This is a genomic window from Paenibacillus hodogayensis (assembly GCF_039536325.1).
GTDB lineage: Bacteria > Bacillota > Bacilli > Paenibacillales > NBRC-103111 > Paenibacillus_AB > Paenibacillus_AB hodogayensis.
In genome coordinates this window covers 457,343-474,751 of the sequence record NZ_BAAAYO010000010.1, presented here as the reverse complement: position 1 = coordinate 474,751, position 17,409 = coordinate 457,343, and the positions used below count along the sequence as shown (strand labels likewise).

The 17,409-nt window shown below is 57.9% G+C and carries 12 protein-coding genes; 11 read left to right on the top strand and 1 reads right to left on the bottom strand.

Annotation, left to right across the window (positions count from 1 at the left end):
* Positions 1-112: 112 nt before the first annotated feature.
* The 5 genes from ABD796_RS21135 (at position 113) to ABD796_RS21115 (ending at position 9,454) form a co-directional block, all read left to right on the top strand.
* Positions 113-289 carry a hypothetical protein gene (locus ABD796_RS21135; protein ID WP_344911442.1) on the top strand — a complete coding sequence of 59 codons (177 nt, stop codon included), beginning with the start codon at positions 113-115 and terminating at the stop codon, positions 287-289.
* Between the two features lie 341 nt (positions 290-630).
* Positions 631-1,473 carry an AraC family transcriptional regulator gene (locus tag ABD796_RS21130; protein WP_344911440.1) on the top strand — a complete coding sequence of 281 codons (843 nt, stop codon included), beginning with the start codon at positions 631-633 and terminating at the stop codon, positions 1,471-1,473.
* A 204-nt stretch (positions 1,474-1,677) separates the two neighbouring features.
* Positions 1,678-3,216, top strand: a complete 1,539-nt coding sequence (locus tag ABD796_RS21125; protein ID WP_344911438.1) for a HEAT repeat domain-containing protein — start codon at positions 1,678-1,680, stop codon at positions 3,214-3,216.
* A 340-nt stretch (positions 3,217-3,556) separates the two neighbouring features.
* Complete coding sequence (locus ABD796_RS21120) at positions 3,557-5,509, top strand: FAD-dependent oxidoreductase (protein ID WP_344911435.1); 1,953 nt, start codon at positions 3,557-3,559, stop codon at positions 5,507-5,509.
* A 306-nt stretch (positions 5,510-5,815) separates the two neighbouring features.
* Positions 5,816-9,454 (top strand): sugar-binding protein, encoded by a 3,639-nt coding sequence (locus tag ABD796_RS21115; protein ID WP_344911433.1) that lies wholly within the window; start codon positions 5,816-5,818, stop codon positions 9,452-9,454.
* Positions 9,455-9,645: 191 nt separating this feature from the next.
* Here the strand turns inward: ABD796_RS21115 and ABD796_RS21110 are convergent, their stop codons facing one another.
* Positions 9,646-9,837, bottom strand: a complete 192-nt coding sequence (locus ABD796_RS21110) for a hypothetical protein (protein ID WP_344911431.1) — start codon at positions 9,835-9,837, stop codon at positions 9,646-9,648.
* 821 nt (positions 9,838-10,658) lie between these two features.
* On the opposite strand from ABD796_RS21110, the gene hisS reads away from it, so the two are divergent.
* The 6 genes from hisS to ABD796_RS21080 all read left to right on the top strand — a co-directional run bounded on the left by hisS (position 10,659) and on the right by ABD796_RS21080 (position 17,353).
* The gene (hisS, locus tag ABD796_RS21105) at positions 10,659-11,924 is read left to right on the top strand and encodes a histidine--tRNA ligase (RefSeq protein ID WP_344911429.1); all 1,266 of its coding nucleotides are present in this window, start codon (positions 10,659-10,661) and stop codon (positions 11,922-11,924) included.
* A gap of 44 nt (positions 11,925-11,968) precedes the next feature.
* A complete protein-coding gene (aspS, locus tag ABD796_RS21100) occupies positions 11,969-13,747 on the top strand; it encodes an aspartate--tRNA ligase (RefSeq protein ID WP_344912912.1) in 1,779 nt (592 codons plus the stop codon).
* 203 nt (positions 13,748-13,950) lie between these two features.
* Positions 13,951-14,721: a tRNA threonylcarbamoyladenosine dehydratase gene (locus ABD796_RS21095; RefSeq protein WP_344911427.1), complete on the top strand. Its 771-nt coding sequence runs from the start codon at positions 13,951-13,953 to the stop codon at positions 14,719-14,721.
* A 239-nt stretch (positions 14,722-14,960) separates the two neighbouring features.
* Entirely contained in the window at positions 14,961-15,905 is a 945-nt protein-coding gene (locus tag ABD796_RS21090) for an alpha/beta hydrolase (RefSeq protein WP_344911425.1), read from the top strand.
* Between the two features lie 16 nt (positions 15,906-15,921).
* Positions 15,922-16,761 (top strand): ammonia-dependent NAD(+) synthetase, encoded by an 840-nt coding sequence (gene nadE / locus ABD796_RS21085; RefSeq protein WP_344911423.1) that lies wholly within the window; start codon positions 15,922-15,924, stop codon positions 16,759-16,761.
* Positions 16,762-16,849: 88 nt separating this feature from the next.
* The gene (locus tag ABD796_RS21080) at positions 16,850-17,353 is read left to right on the top strand and encodes an RrF2 family transcriptional regulator (protein ID WP_344911420.1); all 504 of its coding nucleotides are present in this window, start codon (positions 16,850-16,852) and stop codon (positions 17,351-17,353) included.
* The last annotated feature ends 56 nt before the right edge of the window (positions 17,354-17,409 follow it).

The window sequence follows — 17,409 nt, the reverse complement described above, 5'->3', positions numbered from 1 at the left end:
ACGCTTCGAAGCGTCCGGCGTTTGGGCTTTTTGCCTTACGCCGAACCGGCTTATGTTTTACCGTTCCTTTGGAGAAACTGGTAATACAGTACTTTTCCAAGGAGACCTCTCTATGCGCCGTTCCAAGAAAGAAATGATCCTGCTCGAGCCCGCCAACCGGATGCTGCATAACGACGTTCACGAATCGGCCGGGATGCAGACCGGTTCGTTCGCCGTTGAAGCGTCGCGGGAGTGGGCTTTCGGACAGGCTACGGTCAAGCATGCGACACGAAAGCCTTTGCGACCTTAGCCATGCGGGGACCGGGACCGTTTCCAGGTCATTCTATTTTCGGAGCCACGCTCGCGGTTCATTTTGTTTGCCGATCGACGCCTTCGTCCCCGTAGCATAATGGTGGACGCTGGCGTCTTTGTGCATGGTTGGGCACATGGACGGAAATTCGTCGCTAGTGCATCCTTGCCGGGAAAGCCCGTAAAGCTCCACCTTCGGCAGACTTCCATAAGCGGCCGTCTGGTGCCGACGGCAGGCGATTGTGGTAAGCTTGAAGCGTAAGATGCGGGAACGATGATCTTCCGCAAGCGAGAGGGGCGTAGGGCTATGAAGACGGCGGGGACGGTGCGGAGCCGATGACGATGAAGCGGAGCAAATCGCTGTCGCGGCTGCGCCATTTGCTGGCAAACGTGCAGGTTCACCTGTCGTTGGCCAATTATACGAAAGTAAATATGAAATGGCGGCAAATGAATTTTATTCCGGATTTCAACCGGTTTTATTATATCCGCGAAGGGTCGGGATGCTTGGTCATCGACGGCGTCACTTACTATCCCAAACCAGGGCAGCTATTCGTCATGCCTTCCGGCGTCAAGCAGTCTTACTACGCGCTTGATGAGAACGCTTTCGGAAAGTACTGGTGTCACTTTACGGCCAAAATCGGCGACACGGATCTTTTCCGCATTGCCGGCACTCCCGCCTTTATCGACGTGACCGACGAGGAGAAACTGAGCGGCTTGTTTACGCGGCTGATCGGTCATTACGAGAGCCGCGACTTCTCGGCGGTGCTGATGCAGAAGGCGACATTGCTGGAAATCGTCAGCTTGTTTTTGGAAAGCGCGATGCCGGACCGCCAGCCGTTCCGCGCTGCAGACGAAGACGAAGACCGCGCCATGCATAACGTCAACCTGCTGCTGAAGTATATCGAAGCCCATCTGCATGAGAACATAACGGTGCAGCAGCTGGCCGATCTTGTCCATTTTCACCCCAACTACTTGATCCGCCAGTTTCGCGAGCGTATCGGCATGTCGCCGATCCAATACGTCCACCGGCTGAAAATAGAAACGGCCCAGTCGCTGTTGACCGCTACCGGACAGCCCGTATCGGACATAGCCCGCTCGATCGGCATGGAGCTGTACTATTTCTCCCGCCTATTCAAGAAGCACACCGGCTTTGCGCCGACGGAATACCGGCAGCTGATGAGCTGAACGGCACGGTAAGCTCAAAAGCGCGGCAGCAGAGCAAGGACTAGGACTTGGCTTTAAAAGTACGACGGGGATGATGGCCCTCGCCAATTCGCGATAAACAGGTTCGTTTTGTGCAAATGAAGGTGAGCTTCCTCCATTTTCAATGCGCTCTTCTTCCGGCATAGTAAAGGTGTAAAAACCAATGCAGTGTGGAGGGGCGTTCCTATGGGCAACGATATTCGCTTATTGACAGACGAGCAAATGAGACAATTTATTACGCAGGGATACTTGCTGCTGAAAACCGATTTTCCGGCATCGTTTCACGAGGAGCTGCTTGGCAGACTCAGCGAAGTGTACGGAACGGAAGGGAACCCGGGCAATAATTTGCTGCCGCGCATTCCGGAGCTGCAGAAGGTGTTCGATCATCCAGTCGTCGCCGGAGGGCTGACGAGCGTGCTCGGCGAAGGCTACATGATGCATGCGCACCGGCACGGTCACTACAACAGCTCGCCGCAGCCGGGCAATTGGCACAAGGACAGCTATTGGGGTTACAAACGGATGCGCAATCACCGGCCGTGGTGGGCGATGATCATGTACTTTCCGCAGGATACGCCGCTCGAGCTGGGACCGACCGGCGTTATGCCGGGAACCCAAAACTACGAAACCCGCACATTCGCTGCGGAGGAAAGCGCCGGGGAAGCGACAGCGGCGGGGGGAGCGGGAACGTTTGCGCTGATCCATTACGATATATGGCATCGCTCGACAGCCAATGTGGCCGGCAGGGAACGGTTCATGCTCAAGTTCGAATTTATGCGCACGCAAGCGCCGACCGCCCCGTCCTGGGACAACCGCGAGCCGTCGTGGCGGACCCCGGACGGCATTGGCGAGACGGTCTATCCGCATGAAGCGATGTGGAAGGATACCTGGAACTGGCTCTGCGGCCGAACGGGCGGCAGCGAAAAGGATTGGGCGCCCGATGTGGGGGCCGCGGATACGGATACGGCTCGGCTGCTCGGGGAGCTTGGCGCCGACGAAGCCGGGCTCCGCGTGAAGGCAAGCGACAGACTGGCCGTCTCCGGGACTTCGCCGGATGTGCTCCATGCGCTGGAGCGGGCGCTCGACGACGGTTTTGAGCCGGTAGCGCTCAATGCCGCCTACGGTTTGGCCCGCTCCGGCGAAGCCGGTCTGGAGGCGCTGCTGCGCGCGCTGGAGCATGAGAACGTCCGGGTCTCGCGGCTGGCGGCACACGGCCTGGCCGCTTCGGGCGATGCAGCGCTCCGCGGGCTGCTTGCCGCGCTGGACAGCCGCCGCGAGGAGACGGTGTTCCACGCCGTGTTCGCCTTGGGCGAACAGAAGGGCTCCGCTTCGTCCGCCGTGGTCGTGCAGGCGCTCGCCGGTCTGCTCGGCAATCCGTCCGAACGGCTGCGCTGCGCGGCCGTGGACGCGCTCGGCTCGATCGGCGCCTGGCGCGAGGAAGCGCGGCCCCGCGCCGGCGTCGAAGCGCTGTCCGCGGCTTTGAGCGATAGCGACGCCCAGGTCCGCTTTACGGCCGGTCTGGCGCTTAGCAAATGGGGCGCCGCGGCCGAAGAGGCGGTGCCGGGTCTCGTCGCGGCGCTCGAGGACGACAACCGATACGTCCGCGCTCACGCGGCTGAGGCGCTGTTCTACATTGGCACGGCGAAGGCCAAGGACGCCCTGCTTGCGTTCCTCCGCCCGGCCCGCTGGTGCCCGACGACAACGCCGGCCAGCACATTTTACCCGTAAGCCGGAACGTCTAGGATCGTTGGAGAATTCTCGCAAGCCTGCGATTGCGACAGTGCGTCGATCATCGTAGACTCCCCATAAGTCGGAGCCGCCATCAAACGTTGAAGACGCTGCTGCCACGACTCGCTTCGGCGTCAGCAGTCTCGATTCCCGCCAGTACCGTCACCGGTCCGTCCTACTCCCCCCATCCTGTCGCAGCAGCGGTAGCATGGCGGGAGCGGGGCGGTCCTTTTTTCTTTCCGCCGGTCGGATTCCGTCGGAAACGCTCGTTTTTTGCCCGAATGTTCCGATTATGATACACTTTGAATGTCATTTTACAATATGAGATAGGATGGGATTCATGGCTCGCCACGTAGACCGCAGGACCGCACGCAAAAATGTTGTCGTTTTGCTGACGCTGATCGGAGTAGCAATCGCGATCGCGGCCGCTACCGCCATCGGGCTGTTGTGGGATCGGAAGGATGGAGGCGCATCGACCGCCCCGGGACAATTGGAACCGGTGCAGTCCGTTGCCGCGGCCAAAAACGCTTACGACGTCATCGTCGTCGGCACCGATCCGGAAGGAGTAGCCGCCGCTGTATCGGCTGCCCGCAACGGCTTGAAGACGCTGCTCGTGGACGGACACGAACGGGCTATCCTGGGCGGATTGATGACGCTCGGCTGGCTCAATAGTGTGGACCACAATTACGACAGAGAGAAAAACAGCATTATACCCGGTAAAACGCACATATTGAATCAAGGACTTTTTATGGAATGGTACAAGCAGGTGGAGGGGGATTCCTTCGATGTAGTGACGGCAGCCAATGCGTTCCGCAAAATGGTCGCGAACGAGAAAAATATCGACCTGCTGCTTAAGACGAAAGCGATCGAACCGAAGCTCGCCGCAGGGGCAAATGGCTTGCAGACGATCGTCGGTGTGACCGTAACGAACGCCGACGGCACGAAGCAGGAAATAGCCGCCAAGGCGGTTATCGACGCTACTCAGGATGCCGATATTGCCGCCGCCGCAGGTGTACCGTTTACGATCGGACGCGCGGATCTCGGCGACGAGAAGTCGCGTATGGCGGTTACACTCGTATTCCGTCTGAAAAACGTCACCCCGGAAGTATGGAAGCAAGTGCAGAAGCGGCTGAAAGAAGACGGAGACCCGAACACCGACGCCAACGAACTCAGCGCATGGGGCTACGGGGAAATGCAGAAATACCCGCCGAACAACAAGGAGCGGGTCAAGATGCGCGGGCTGAATATCGGACGCCAGAACGACAATACGATTCTGATCAACGCGCTGCAAATATTCGGCATCGACGGACTCGATCCGAAATCGCGCGAGGAAGCGTTCGAAATCGGCAAAAAAGAACTGCCTTACGTCATGGATCATATGAAAAAGCTGTATTCGGAATTTGAAGGACTGGAGCTGGACGCCACGGCGCCCGAGCTGTATATCCGGGAGACGCGCCATATGGAGGGCGAATACCGGATGACGATGCTCGACGTGCTGGAAAACCGCGACCAATGGGACCGTATCGCTTTCGGCTCATACCCGGTCGACATTCAGCGCACATCGCCCACTGACAATGGAGCGGTCATGAGCCATCCGGTCAAATACGCGGTGCCGTTCCGCTCGATCGTGCCGCAAAAGATCGACAACCTGCTCGTCGTCGGCCGCTCAGCCAGCTTCGATACGCTTCCGCACGGCAGCGCCCGGGTCATTCCGGTCGGCATGGCGACGGCGGAAGCGGCCGGGGCCGCCGCCAAGCTGGCGATGGACAAAGGCGTCACCTTCCGCCAGCTGTCGGCGTCGAAGGAGCAGATCGGCCAGCTGCAAAGCATGCTGAACAAGCAGGGCATGGAACTGGCCGCTTACGAGGCGAAGCCGGAGGAGTTCATGCAGCAGAAGGCGTACCCCGGACTGCAGACGGTCGTTAGCATGGGGCTTGTCATCGGCGGCTACGACAACAGCGGCTTCGATACGAAGCCGGATTCGAACCCGCAGCGGATGCTGAATCTGATGCAGGGCGTGAAGCGCGTCAATAAGCTCTCAGGCGATCCGAGCGGCGTCGTAGCGGGAATAACCGAGCCGGCCAAGCAGCCGCTTACGCTCGATCAGGCGGCGTGGACGATTGCCAAGACGACAGGCTCCGGCGTTCCGGCTGCGGAAGCCGTACAGGAGCTGATCGGCAAAGGCTTGCTGAAGCAGGCGACCGTCGATGGGATCGCCGACAAGCAGAAGCTGAACAACGGCGATTCGTATATGATGATCCGCGATTTGGTCGAAGGATTGAAGAAGAAGTAAAATTCGTCGCGCATGCGACGATTCCGACAATTAGCAGCTGTAAGGCAGAGAGCGCCTCCGACGGGGGCGCTTTATTTCTTTCCTAATAGTTATGTCGCACAAAAAATGGATGGAATCACAAATAAAGACGGACGGTCGTAAGAGAAAAATAGTCCGATCGCAAATAATGAAGATAGGTGCTTGCGATGGCTTCTGCTATTTTAAATACGAAAGGAGGATGGACGCGAAAAAAGTGACAGGACTTCAATGAGCAGGCTAACCGACACGATAAGCTGCTTATATTCGATAATATGGGAGGATGTTATTTTGTATTCAAGACCTATTGTCCAATTGCTTGTGTGGATGCTTATTATTGGGCTGCTGCTGCCTTCTTTTCCGAATGAAGTGAAAGCGGATACATTCGGAGGGATCGTCCCGGCAACGGCAAGCATCCCTTCCGATACCGGGAATAACACAGTTCCCCATACGGTTTATCGTCAAGAACCGCTGCAAGAGTCCGGCGTTTCTCCCCTCTCCGCTTTTGCGTTGAACGGCACGGAGCCGGGGTTGATCGATAATCTGGACCATTTTCAATATTTGTTCGCCCGCAGCTCCAACATCGTGATCGACACGTCGAACCCGCAAAACTTCGGAGGCGATACCAGACGATTAACTCGCAACAGCACGGCGACAGGGTCTTTTACGTACAAGACCGACTACGATCTGGCTTCGTTTACGGTATCCGCCTATTTTTGGATAGGCACGGAGGTGAAAGATTTACAGTTTCTCGCTTCCTCGGACGGCGTCACTTATCATCCCGTTACGGCCCAAGCGTATACGTCCGGCCCTGTGGTGTCCAGCTGGCAAATGTACGTGTACGAAGCTTTTGCGCTGCCGCAGGGAACCCGTTATTTGAAAATCCAGCTAGAGGGGGCGGACAAAAGCTGGACGCCGCAAGTTTCCCAGACGATTCTGAACTTGAACACGGCATCGGTTGCGGCAAGCATCCCATCCGGTACGGCAGTTGACGGCCAAACGGCTCTGCATCTGTCCTCGAATACCGTGGGGGCGCAAATTTATTACAAACAGAATACGGACACGGCCTACCGGCTATACGTCGGAGCGATCCCGATTACGACCCAGACCGTCATCGATACGTATGCGCAAAAAGAAGGACGCGCTCCGAGCTTTGTCAAAACGCTGCGCTATCACTCCAAGGCAGATTGGCAAATCGACCGGTACGGCCAAGTCATTCACGCGTATTTTCCTACGAAAGTGACCGACGATACGCAGCTTCAGCAGGACGCGCTCGACGACCCGGCTTATTACAATAGCCTCGCCATTCCGTCCAACCGGGATGCGTACGGGGGCCTGCAGGGCAGCGCACAGCAGTACGGTCTATCGGGGAAGGGTTATTTCAGCATTCAGCAGGTCGGTGGCCGGCCGGTGATGGTCACTCCGTCGGGGAATGTGTTTTTCAGCTTGGGGGTTAATGCCATTTCCACAAACGAAACCTATACCAAAACAGACGGCAGGGAAAAAATATTCGAATGGATTCCTGGCAAAACAGGTCCGTTTGCCACGGCTTTCCGGCCGGGCAGCACCGACTTCTCTTCCTATATCGCCAATCGCATCCGCAAGTTCGACACCCCTTATAACGAAGAAGCCTTTGTCAAGGAAGGGATGAAGCGGATCAAGGGCTGGGGATTCAATACGGTCGGCGCCTGGTCGGGCAACTATGCGACGGGCGAGGCGGAGCCGCACGTGAAAATGCTTCCGACCTCCAATATGCCTTGGGCCCAAGTGGACGGCTTGCATTACTTCGATATTTTCGCGGACAATGCCGCGCAAAACATTGACGAAGCGTTCGCCCGTTACTTGCCGACTTACCGGGACGACCCGGCTCTGATCGGTTACTTTATGGACAATGAAATTCATTTCCATAAAATCGGCACGGTTATTCCGAAGGCCAAAGCCAGCAAGGTCGCTTCCAAACGCCGGTTCGTGGATCTGCTCAAGGAGCGGTACAACGATAATATCGGCGCGTTCAACAGCAGCTGGGGCACATCGTACGGGGGGTTCGGCGAATTGTACGAAACGGCGCTTACGGTCGTTACTCCGCAGGCGCAGGACGACTTGTACGCGTTCATCCGAATTTACGCGGAGAAGCTGTACGGCACCATTGCGGATGCCTTCCGCCGATACGATCCGAACCATCTGTTCCTGGGGGACCGCTGGCTGAATCAGGCCGCCCAAAATACCCGGCTGCGCGATCTGTTATCGGAAGTGGCCGGCGAATATTTTGATGTCATCAGCTACAATTATTACGCCAAAGATTTGGCCGTCAGCCAACTGCAGGCCATTCATGAAAAATCGGGGAACAAGCCGATCATGATTACCGAGTTTAACTTCGGCACAACGGAGCAGGGACTGAACTCCGGCGTCATCAAGACAGAAACTCAGGAGGAGCGCCAGCTGCGGTACCGCAATTACGTGGAATTGGCCGCGTCGCTCGGCTATATCGTAGGCACGCATTGGTTCAATTATCTCGACCAGCCGGCGACCGGCCGCTGGTGGGAAGGACTTACAGGAGAGCGGTACAACACGGGTTTGATCAATGTGGCGGACCGTCCGTACAAGGGCTTTTTACAAGGGGTCAAGCAAAGCAATGACGATATTTACCGCGTGCTGCTCGGGGAACGAGCGCCATTCCAGCACAGTTTCAATGAAATGGTGCGGCCGGCGAACCGTACGACCGAGATCGCCTATACGCTGCAACCGATCGCGATTAATGGCATCCGTGATGATGCCTACGATTCGTCGCGACAAATTTGGCTGCAAATGGACGATCGGATTACCGGTACTGGCGGGATGTTCATGAAGGCAGGCTTTTCGTTTGCCTGGGACCCTTCAAACCTGTATGTATTTGCCGAAGTGACCGACCCGACGCCCATGATGAATAGTTTTAAGAACGCGAATGTTTGGAAGGGGGACGCTATCGAACTGTTTGTCGGCTCCGAAGCGCCGGAACAAAAGGAAGGTCTGCTCGTGTCGGACCGTCAATTGATCATGAGTGCTGCAAATGACGGAGGGTACTATTGGCAATGGTTTAATACGTCGGGGCAGCATGCCATCGATATGGCGGTGCGCAAACATCCCGCCGGAGACGGTTATTCGCTGGAGGCAGCCATTCCATGGGTAGCGCTGCACACAACCGCCGAAGAGGGACGGCGGCTCCGGTTTGACTTTGGCTTTGACGACAGCGAGGACGGTATCGTACGGAAGCGGCAGTGGCTATGGAACGGCCTGGACGGCAATGCAAGCAATCGGGGCAACTGGGGAGAGGCTACGCTTATTGGCGGTCCTCCGGCCAATCCGGCACCGGGGGTGCCGGGAACGCCCGTACTTGCCCACGATAACGGGCACGACAACGGAATTATGGACGGGAATTATACCGTGAGCATGAATATGTGGTGGGGCTACAACGGCAGTACGTATAAGCTGTACGAAAACGATACGCTTATCGATACGCAGCTTCTGACGGATCTTTCGCCGGCGGCCCAAACGTCGGCTACCACAATCAAAAACCGCAAGAACGGCACGTACCGGTATACGGCGGAGCTTACCAATGCCCATGGGACGACGCGCAGTCAGACGCTAACCGTGCAGGTGACGCAAGCCGCTCCGGCCAAACCCGTTATTTCCCATAATAACTGGGCAGGCGACGGAAGCTTCAATATCAGCATGAATATGTGGTGGGGCACGAACGGTAGCCAGTACCGGTTGTACGAGAACGGAACCCTTGTCGATACGCAAACGCTTGCCGCTCTCACACCGAACGCGCAGACGGCTGTAACGGCCATTACCGGCAACCCTCCGGGCGACTATGAGTACAGGGCCGAACTGATCAATGACGCGGGTTCCGCGTTCAGCGACATCGTTGTGGTCCGCGTAACAAGGCCATAATTGCCGATCAAGAGGGCAGTATTGTTACCGTTGTCAAAATTGTAATACGACTGTAATCTGTTTTTCATCGTCCGTTAATGTGTGGCGCCTATACTAATTAGCGACCCCCTTTTTTCATATATAAAACATGGATAACCTGCGGAGCGTTTCCGCAGGTTTTTTTTTGCTTATTGCGGGTTCTCCGGTCGGGTTCAGTCGGCGGAAGGAGGCCGGGACGCGTTCTGACGATCGCTCTCCGGTTTGTCCGGTCCGTCCGTGTCCGGCTTCAGGGCGTCGAAGCAGGCATGGCAGTACAAGGCTTGGTTTTCCGTGACCCCGTCGAGGAAGCCGTCCCGGCAATAAACGGCGGCTTTGCAAAGGCGGCAATGACCGACAAGCTCCATGCGGATTATCTCCTTATAGCGTTCCGGTCCTTCAAACGACCGTGTCTGTTTCAAGTATAGCACGCGCTGGTGGCGACGTCTTGGGAGAGAACAGGGCAGCATTGGTCCGGATGCCCGCGCTTGCCGCAGCAGGGCAATTGCATGAGACACAGTCCGGCTATGCAGAGAAGGCGGAGGGGAGCCTTTGGGTCCGCAAAAGCGAAGCGGTCGCCTTTGAGATCGGATTCCGCCTGCTATGACCCAAACAGGGAATCCGATTTCAAGTGCGATTGGAGGAGCAAAGGGTCCGTAGCCTTGCTTTGCCGCCGATTTTTCTTAGGCGATTGCCCTGATTGCCGCAGGAAGGCCGCTTGACTTTGCCCGGATCGTCTTGGTACAATCATAACGATAACTTTCACGATTCGGTGATGGGACGGAGTAGTGCGAACCCAAGCCTAGCAGAGAGGGGAGCCCAGGCTGCAAGCTTCCCGGCGATGGACGGACGAATAACATCCCGGAGAACGGACGGGGAACTTCGCAGGAAGGCCGGACGACGTTTGCGCAACAAGTCGAAGCGCAGACGGAGCCTAGAGGAAGCCGGCAATCGTGCGGACAGTAGCCGTATCGCGTAGGGCGGGCGTTAACCGCATTAAGTGCGCGCTTTGCATGCAAGAGACGGATGGCTTTACCTTTTCGTCTCGCGGTCTGACGACCTCTTTGCAGCAGACGCGAATGCGGGTGGTACCGCGGGCATTTCGGCTAACGAACGTCCCGTCCCTGGCAAAGAGCCGGGGGCGTTTTTGTGTTTGCATCGAAACGACATCGACAGAAGGAGGGGGAACATGAGCATTCAAAAGCCGAAAGGGACGCAGGATTTGCTGCCGGGCGTCGTCGAGAAATGGCAATACATCGAGGAAAAAGCGCGGGACGTCTGCCGCCGGTTCAATTACAAGGAAATCCGTACCCCGATCTTCGAGAACACCGAGTTGTTCCAGCGCGGCGTCGGAGAGACGACGGACATCGTGGAGAAAGAGATGTATACGTTCCCCGACAAAGGGGACCGCAACATGACCCTGCGTCCGGAAGGAACGGCCGGCGTCGTACGGGCTTACGTGGAAAACAAGCTGTACGGCGAGCCGGACATCACCAAGCTGTATTACATCGGACCGATGTTCCGTTATGAGCAGCCGCAGGCGGGACGCTACCGCCAGTTCCACCAGTTCGGCATCGAGGCGATCGGCTCCGTCGATCCGAGCCTGGACGCGGAAGTGATCGCGATGGGCTACTTGTTCTACAAGGAGCTCGGACTCCAGGGCGTCAAGGTGGAGATCAATTCGGTCGGTAACCCGTCCTGCCGGGCGGTATACCGGGAAGCGCTGCAGACGTTTTTCGCTCCGGTCAAGGACAAGCTGTGCAAAGACTGCCAGTCGCGCTATGACCGCAATCCGATGCGCATTCTCGACTGCAAGGTCGATACGCAGTACGGGGCGGGCGCGCCGTCGATTCTCGATTTTCTCGACGAGGAATGCTCGACCCACTTTGCCAAGGTGCAGCGGCACTTGACCGACATGGGCATCGAATATGTCATTAACCCGCGGATGGTGCGCGGTCTCGATTACTATACCCACACCGCGTTCGAGTACAAAGCGGCCGGCATCGGCGCGATCGATACGATCAGCGGCGGCGGCCGGTACAACGGTCTGGTCGGTACGATCGGCGGCAGCGCGCTCGATCAGCCGGGCGTCGGCTTCGGCCTCGGCCTGGAGCGGGTACTGCTCGTGCTGGAAGCGCAGGGCGTACAGGTGCCGGGCGTACGACCGCTCGACGTCTACCTGATCGGCATGGGCGAGACGGCGGAGAACGAGGTAGCCCGCCTGCTGTTCGCGCTTCGCTCCGGCGGCTTGAAGGCGGAGAAGGACTATTTGAGCCGTAAGATGAAGGCTCAGATGAAATCGGCCGACCGGTTCGCCGCGAAGTTCACGGTCATCGTCGGGGAAGACGAGTTGAGCCGAGGCACGGCAATGGTGAAGACGATGGCGACCGGCGAACAGGAAGAAATCGAGCTGAGCCGGCTGGTGGAAGCGCTGAAGGCGAAGCTTGCCCCATAAAGGTTAGGATAATCGAACGAATCGATGGAGGATGAGAAAACATGATGCTGAAAACACATCATTGCGGAAGTCTGAGCAAAGCCCATGTGGGCGAAACGGTAATTTTGAACGGCTGGGTGGCGGTCCGCCGCGACCTGGGTGGCGTGCTGTTCATCGATCTGCGCGACCGGAGCGGTATCGTGCAAATCGTTTTCAACCCGGATTTCTCCGGCGAAGCGCTGGCAATTGCCGACAAGGCGCGTTCGGAATACGTGCTGGCGGTAAAAGGCAAGGTCGTCGAGCGCGATCCGGCTACCGTGAACCCGAATCTCGGAACAGGGGACATTGAAGTCCGCATTACCGAGATCGAAATTCTCAACTCGGCGAAGACGCCTCCGTTTTTCATCGAGGACGGCATCGAGATCGACGAGCAGTTGCGCCTGAAGTACCGTTATTTGGACCTGCGCCGTCCGGAAATGCAGAAGACGCTGTACCTGCGCTCGAAGGCGGCCAAAGTATTCCGCGATTATCTCGACGAGAACGGCTTCCTGGAAATCGAGACGCCGATCTTGACGAAGAGCACCCCGGAAGGCGCCCGCGATTATCTCGTGCCGAGCCGCGTTCATGCCGGCGAGTTTTTCGCGCTGCCGCAATCGCCGCAAATTTATAAGCAACTGCTGATGGTCAGCGGCTTGGAGCGGTACTACCAGATCGCCCGCTGCTTCCGTGACGAAGATCTGCGCGCCGACCGGCAGCCGGAGTTCACGCAGGTGGACATCGAAACTTCGTTCCTTTCCCGCGATCAGCTGCTCGAGCTGATGGAGCAGCTCGTCGCGCGTCTGTTCAAGGAGACTGTCGGCGCGGATATCGCCCGTCCGTTCCAACGTCTGAGCTATGCCGACGCGATGGGCAAATACGGCTCGGACAAGCCGGATCTTCGCTTCGGCCTGGAACTGGTCGACGTATCCGACCTCGTGGCCAATTCCGGCGTGCAAGTATTCGCCAGCGTAACGAAGAAGGGCGGCCAGGTGAAGGCGCTCAACGCCAAAGGCTGCGGCACGTGGAGCCGCAAGGAGATCGACGACCTGCTGCCGTTCGCGGCGCGCTACGGAGCCAAAGGCTTGGCTTGGATTCAAGTCAAGGACGGCGAGTGGAAAGGGCCGATCGTCAAGTTTTTCAGCGAGGACGAGATTGCTGCGCTTAAAGAGCGTCTCGGCGCGGAGGAAGGCGACCTGCTGCTGTTCTCCGCCGATACGAAGAAGGTCGTGGCCGACGTGCTCGGCAACCTGCGCCTGAAAATCGGCCGCGATCTCGGCCTCATCGACGAGAGCGTGTTTAAGTTCGCCTGGGTCGTCGACTTCCCGCTGCTCGGCTATGACGAGGAAGCGAAGCGTTACGTGGCCGAACACCATCCGTTCACCCGTCCGTTGGACGAGGACCTGGCTTATTTCGATACCGATCCGGGTCAAATCCGCGCTCAGGCTTACGATCTCGTGCTCAACGGCTACGAGGTGGGCGGCGGCTCGATGCGTATTTTCAAACGCGACGTGCAGGAGAAAATGTTCAAGGCGCTCGGCTTTTCGGCCGAAGAGGCGAACGAGAAGTTCGGCTTCCTGCTCGACGCCTTCGAGTATGGCACGCCACCGCACGGCGGCATCGCCTTCGGCTTCGACCGGCTCGTCATGCTGCTGGCCGGACGCACCAACCTGCGCGAAACGATCGCGTTCCCGAAGACGGCCAGCGCGACCGATCTGCTCATGAACGCTCCGTCGCCGGTCGACGCGAAGCAGCTGGAAGACTTGTCTATCCGTGTCGCCGTTAAGGAAGCCGCCGCGAAAGGCTGAGCGGGCCAAATGTTGGACGCCGATGCACGCATCGGAGCGGATAAGGTTTGATGAGGTGCTTGCCCGGGATGGCGTCTATCGATCGCCATCCCTGCGGCCGATATGCGGAAACCGTCGGCACATCGTGCGGGTGAAGCATGTGCGCCTTCTGCGCCAGCGGCTCGGAAGCCGAGAGGTTGTTACTTCACGTACGGAGGGATATTATGCTCCATCAGTTTTCGCGAACGGAACTGGCGATCGGCCCGGAAGGGCTGGACGTCATGAGAAAGAGCACGGTAGCGGTGCTCGGGATCGGCGGCGTCGGCGCCATGGCGGCCGAAGCTTTGGCCCGTACCGGCGTAGGCCGCATCGTGATGGTCGATAAGGACGTCGTGGACGTGACCAACATCAACCGGCAAATTCATGCGCTGACGACGACCGTCGGACAGCCGAAGGCCGAACTGATGCGCGATCGTATCAAGCTGATCAACCCGGAGTGCGACGCGATCGCGCTGCGGATGTTTTACACCGAGGAGACGTACGAGAAGTTTTTCGAAACGCCGCTCGACTACGTGCTGGACGCCTCGGATACGGTGACGTACAAGATTCATCTGATCAAAGAATGTTTACGTCGCGGCATTCCGGTCATCTCGTGCATGGGGGCGGCCAATAAGCTCGATCCGACGCAGTTTCGGGTGGCCGATATTTCCCAAACGTCGGTCGATCCGCTCGCCCGCGTCATCCGGCAGCGGCTGCGCAAGGACGGTATCCGCAAAGGCGTCAAGGTCGTCTTCTCTACCGAGGAGCCGGTCAAGCCCCGCGAGGACGTTACCCAGCGGATCGTGCCGGACAACGCGCCGGAAATCCGCAAGGCGCAGCAGCCGCCGGCCAGCAATTCGTTCGTGCCGCCCGTCGCCGGCCTTATTATGGTGAGCGTCGCCGTCAAGGATTTGCTGGCGAAGGCTGCAAGTAATCCGGACGGACAGCAGGGCTGACGTCTGGACAAAACCATCCCGCTCCGATCTCCGATCGGGGCGTTTTTTTGTCTATTCGTTCGGCCATCTCAGCACGCCGCCTCTGCCCATTTCCGCCGAAAAGCGCGCCGTTTCCGGCTGCCGTACGGCTTGGCTTAGCCGGGATACATTTGCTATGATAGTTCTATACGGCGATCCGCTTCATCCACCATACGCAATACATCGCCGACAAACCGAGAACAGGCAAAAGGGTGCTACCTATGTACGTGTGGATCGTCGTGATCGTCCTGGCCGCCATAACGGCCGCCAGCTTCTATTTTTACCGCGTTGCCGTAGCTCGCACCGAGAAAAGCTTCCTGGTCGGCAATCCGGATCTGAACAACGTCAGTGGCGCAACGGTCAGCTCGGCCGTCGGCACACCGTCAAGCGGCGAAGCGTGGTGGGGGAAGCAAGCGTTCGCGGAATGGAGTCTGCTGTCCGCCGACGGATTGAAGCTTCACGCCTATTACTTGGCAGCCGCCCGGCCATCGGACAAGACCGTCATTCTGGCGCACGGTTATGCCGGGCATGCCGGAATGATGGGCAATCTGGCCGAAATGTACAGGGACTCGCTCGGCTTTAACGTCCTGATCCCGGACGCCCGCGGACATGGCCGAAGCGAAGGACGGTATATCGGATTCGGCTGGCCGGAGCGTAAGGACTACATCGGATGGATCGATAAAGTCGTCGCATACTCGGGAAGCCGCGAGCAAATCGTCCTTCATGGAGTATCCATGGGAGGCGCGACAGTCATGATGACCAGCGGGGAATCTCTGCCTCCCAACGTTAAAGCTATTGTGGAGGATTGCGGATATACGTCGGTCAAAGCCCAACTGGCTTATCAAATGAAACGGTTGTACCGTCTTCCGTCCGTTCCGCTCATGCACGCGACCAGCTTGCTGACCAAAATCAGAGCCGGGTATTTTTTCGGGGAAGCTTCGGCATTGGAGCAGGTCAAAAAATCGCGCACGCCGACGCTGTTCATTCATGGGGATGCCGACTTGTTCGTGCCGACCAAGATGGTGTACGAATTGTTCGAGAACGGTCCGGCGCACAAGCGGCTGCTCGTGGTGCCCGGTGCGGGGCACGCTCTGGCGCGGCGGGTCGACCCGAAGCGGTACGACTTGGAAGTGGCCCGGTTTATCGGGACCTATGTGAGGCTATGAAGAGGAGAGGTTCGAGATGAGAAAGCTGCAGGAGGACATCATTCAAGCGTTGAACGTCAAGCCCGCCATCGATGCCGGGGAAGAAGTGCGGGGGCGCATTCAATTTATGAAAGACTATATGCTGCAAACGAAGGCTAAGACGCTGGTGCTCGGCATATCCGGCGGTCAGGATTCGACGCTCGCCGGCAGGCTGGCACAGCTGTGCGTTGAGGAGCTTCGCGCGGAAACTTCCGATCCCGCCTACCGCTTTATCGCGGTTCGTCTGCCCTACGGCGTTCAGCATGACGAGGAAGACGCTCAGCAGGCGCTCGATTTTATCAAGCCGGATCAATCGTACGTATTCAACATTCAGGCGGTAACGGACGCGTTCGTGCCCGAATTTGCCAAAGCGACGGGAGAAGCGATCCGCGATTACGATAAGGGTAACGTGAAAGCCCGCATTCGCATGGTCGTTCAATATTTGTTCGGCGCATATGCCGGTCAGGCAATCGTGATCGGCACCGATCATGCGGCGGAAGCGCTCACCGGCTTTTTCACCAAGTTCGGAGATGGCGGAGCGGATATCACCCCGCTGACGGGGCTGAACAAGCGTCAAGGGCGGCAGCTGCTGCAGCATTTACAGGCGTCTGCCCGGCTCTACGAGAAAACCCCTACGGCCGATTTGCTGGACAATAAGCCCGGACAAGCGGACGAGACGGAGCTTGGCCTTTCGTACGAGCAGTTGGACGATTATTTGGAAGGAAAGCCGCTGCCGGACGAAGCTGCGGAGAAGATCGAGACGCGCTTTCTGGCAACCCGGCACAAAAGAGAGCTGCCCGTCACGCCATACGACGGCTGGTGGAGATCGCAGGCGTAAACCGGTTTGTCGGATATCCCGGAAAGCTATATAATAGAAGGCAAGGCGATACAAATACTTCTGGGAACAATCGATGGGAGTGACTGCGATGGGTTCAACGAATAGCCGGGGCAGCGCCGTCGGGCCGCCGCGCTTCGGAGTTGCCGTACACGCGCTCGTATGGCTGACGCGCAGCGGGGGCATGCTCTCCAGCGCGAACATGGCATGCCAGGTGAACTCCCATGCGACCTTTATCCGAAGGGTGCTGCAATCGCTTGTGCAAGCCGGTATTGTCGAAGCGAGGGAAGGACGCGACGGCGGCTATACGCTGAAGAAATCGGCGAGCTGCGTCACCTTGGCCGATATTTACGTAGCCGTCAAGACGGAATGCACCGCCGAAAGCGCCGAGGCCGATGGCAATGTCGGCTGCGGCGAGGAAGCCGGAGATCTGCTGGACGTGGAGCTGTCCAAAATTATGTCCGGCGCCGAGCAGCAGACGATCGATTACTTGCGCCGATTTACGTTGGCCGACGTTATGGAGAAAGTCGATTCCTTCGTCCCGATCGTCGGTAGTCCGAGTCAAGTCTCCAACGATCCGTCCGTCCGGTCGTAACCCGTGTACACTTTTGCAGACGGAAAAGCGTTGATATACGTAGGGAATGCCCTTTC

Coding starts and splice junctions, on each gene's coding strand:
- nadE (WP_344911423.1), top strand. CDS start 15,922: ATGAGAAAGCTGCAGGAGGACATCATTCAAGCGTTGAACGTCAAGCCC.
- aspS (WP_344912912.1), top strand. CDS start 11,969: ATGCTGAAAACACATCATTGCGGAAGTCTGAGCAAAGCCCATGTGGGC.
- hisS (WP_344911429.1), top strand. CDS start 10,659: ATGAGCATTCAAAAGCCGAAAGGGACGCAGGATTTGCTGCCGGGCGTC.
- ABD796_RS21125 (WP_344911438.1), top strand. CDS start 1,678: ATGGGCAACGATATTCGCTTATTGACAGACGAGCAAATGAGACAATTT.
- ABD796_RS21095 (WP_344911427.1), top strand. CDS start 13,951: ATGCTCCATCAGTTTTCGCGAACGGAACTGGCGATCGGCCCGGAAGGG.
- ABD796_RS21135 (WP_344911442.1), top strand. CDS start 113: ATGCGCCGTTCCAAGAAAGAAATGATCCTGCTCGAGCCCGCCAACCGG.
- ABD796_RS21130 (WP_344911440.1), top strand. CDS start 631: ATGAAGCGGAGCAAATCGCTGTCGCGGCTGCGCCATTTGCTGGCAAAC.
- ABD796_RS21110 (WP_344911431.1), bottom strand. CDS start 9,837: ATGGAGCTTGTCGGTCATTGCCGCCTTTGCAAAGCCGCCGTTTATTGC.
- ABD796_RS21120 (WP_344911435.1), top strand. CDS start 3,557: ATGGCTCGCCACGTAGACCGCAGGACCGCACGCAAAAATGTTGTCGTT.
- ABD796_RS21090 (WP_344911425.1), top strand. CDS start 14,961: ATGTACGTGTGGATCGTCGTGATCGTCCTGGCCGCCATAACGGCCGCC.
- ABD796_RS21080 (WP_344911420.1), top strand. CDS start 16,850: ATGGGTTCAACGAATAGCCGGGGCAGCGCCGTCGGGCCGCCGCGCTTC.